This is a genomic window from Streptomyces calidiresistens (genome assembly GCF_014141525.1).
Taxonomy (GTDB): domain Bacteria; phylum Actinomycetota; class Actinomycetes; order Streptomycetales; family Streptomycetaceae; genus Streptomyces; species Streptomyces calidiresistens.
In genome coordinates, this window is sequence record NZ_VKHS01000949.1 from 1 (window position 1) to 1,871 (window position 1,871).

The window sequence follows — 1,871 nt, forward strand, 5'->3', positions numbered from 1 at the left end:
CGGGGGTTCGGCCGCCGACCCACCCCGCCCTTCGACCGGACCGGCCGGGCCGCCGGGGACGGACCCGGCGCCCGGAGCGGGGCCGGTGCCCGCCCCGCCGAAGATCTCCGATCCCGTCGCCTTCGCGGAGGCCGCCGCGGTGATGCTGTGGTCCTACGACACCCGCGACACCGACCACGGGCACCACCTGGCCGGTGTGGAGGCGTGGATGACCACCGAGTCGCGGTACCGCGACTGGTCCTCGGTCTCCGCCCGGGTCCCCGATCCGACCCTGTGGTCGCGGATGGCCGACCAGGGGCAGTACGCCACCGCCGACGCGGCCGGCGGGCACTACCCGTCGGCGTTCCTGCGGGCCCTGGCCGAGGACCCGGCCGCGATCACCGAGGCGTACATCTACGCCGTCACCGTCACCGGCACCCAGCGGATCAGCTGGGCCAACGGCGGGAGCGGGGCGGAGGACCGTTCCATCACCCTGGCCGTGCAGTGCCGCCCCTCCCGGGCCTGCTCCCTGGTCGCCGTCGCGCCCCACGTGGCGCCCTGACCGGACCCGACCGGAGAAGGACTGCTCCTTTACCCATGGAATTCTGCGACCTGCCGCTGGCGGGTGCCCTGTGCTCGATCAGCGACGCGGCTGACTTCATCGCCAACCCCGGCGAGGCGATCGGCAACTGGATGGCCAAATCGGCCGGTGAGCTGGCCGCGGCAGCCGCCGAACTCGCCGCTGAGGCGGTCAACACCACCACCCGGGTGGACCTGAACACCGGATGGTTCCGCGACAACTACGAGATGATCCTGCCGATCGGATTGGTCGTCCTCGTCGGCACCTTCTGCGCCCAGCTCGTTCGAGCCGCGTTCCTGCGCGACGGCCGGGCCCTCACCCGGGCCTTCACCGGCACGGCGAGCGGCGTGCTGTTCGCCTTCTGCGCCATCGCCCTGACCACCGTGGCGATCGAGGTCGTCGACGCCCTGTCCGACGGCCTGTTCATGGCCGCCAACAGCAGCTTCGAGGACGCCGTCCGACGTATCGTCAAGGTCTCCCACATCGGGGCCCTGGGCGGTATGGGCTGGCTGGTGCCCACCATCGCGGCCCTGGGATGCGCCATCGGCGCGTTCCTCTACTGGTGCGTGATGATGGTCCGCAAGGTCGGCATCCTCGTGCTCGTCACCCTCGCGGTCTTCGCCGGGGCGGGCGGGGGCTGGGAGGCCGCCCGCCGCTGGCGCAGGGGGTGGATCGAGGCCACCGCCACCCTGGTGGTCTCCAAGCTCCTCATGACGATCGTCTTCCTGCTGGGTGTCTCCGCCATCGGCGACACCGAGCCCGGCGACGGGGTCGCCGCACTCGCCGACGTCATGGCCGGCATCGTCGTCATGGTCCTGGTGCTGCTGTGCCCGTATGCGACCTTCAAGTTCGTCCACTGGGCGGCCGAGGGTTCCGACGGCGAGTCCCTGCACCGCGCCGCCGGCGCGGGGGCCGGGGTGGCCAGGCAGCACACCGAGCGCGCCGGACGCAAGGTCGCGGCCATGGCCGGCACGGCCGGAACCGGCGGAGCCGCCGCCCTGGCCGGCGGTGCCCGCGTCGGGTCCCGCGCGGCGCCCCAGGGGCCGGCCACGGTGACGGGCAACCCCCTCCCCGGCGCCGGCAACCCCATCCCGACGGGCGGGGGAAGCACCAAGGGCTCGGGCAACGGCGGGGGGCGGACCGCCGGCGGCTCCGGCACGGCGGAGCCGAAGGGGGCGGCTCCACCGCCCACCGGCCCTTTCGGGACCACCGGCGACCGATCGGGCACCGCCCCGACGCCCGCGCCCGCGCCCGGTCCGACCGGGGTTCGGCAGTCCACACCCCCGACCACGTCCCCGCCGCCCACCACGAG

General features: G+C 74.2%; 2 protein-coding genes. Both read left to right on the plus strand.

The window, feature by feature from the left end:
* Nucleotides 1-541 (plus strand): hypothetical protein (locus FOE67_RS24430; RefSeq protein WP_228474242.1); only part of this gene is annotated, 541 nt, incomplete at its 5' end.
* A gap of 35 nt (nucleotides 542-576) precedes the next feature.
* The coding region (locus FOE67_RS24435; RefSeq protein WP_228474243.1) for an SCO6881 family protein at nucleotides 577-1,871 on the plus strand (1,295 nt) is incomplete at its 3' end.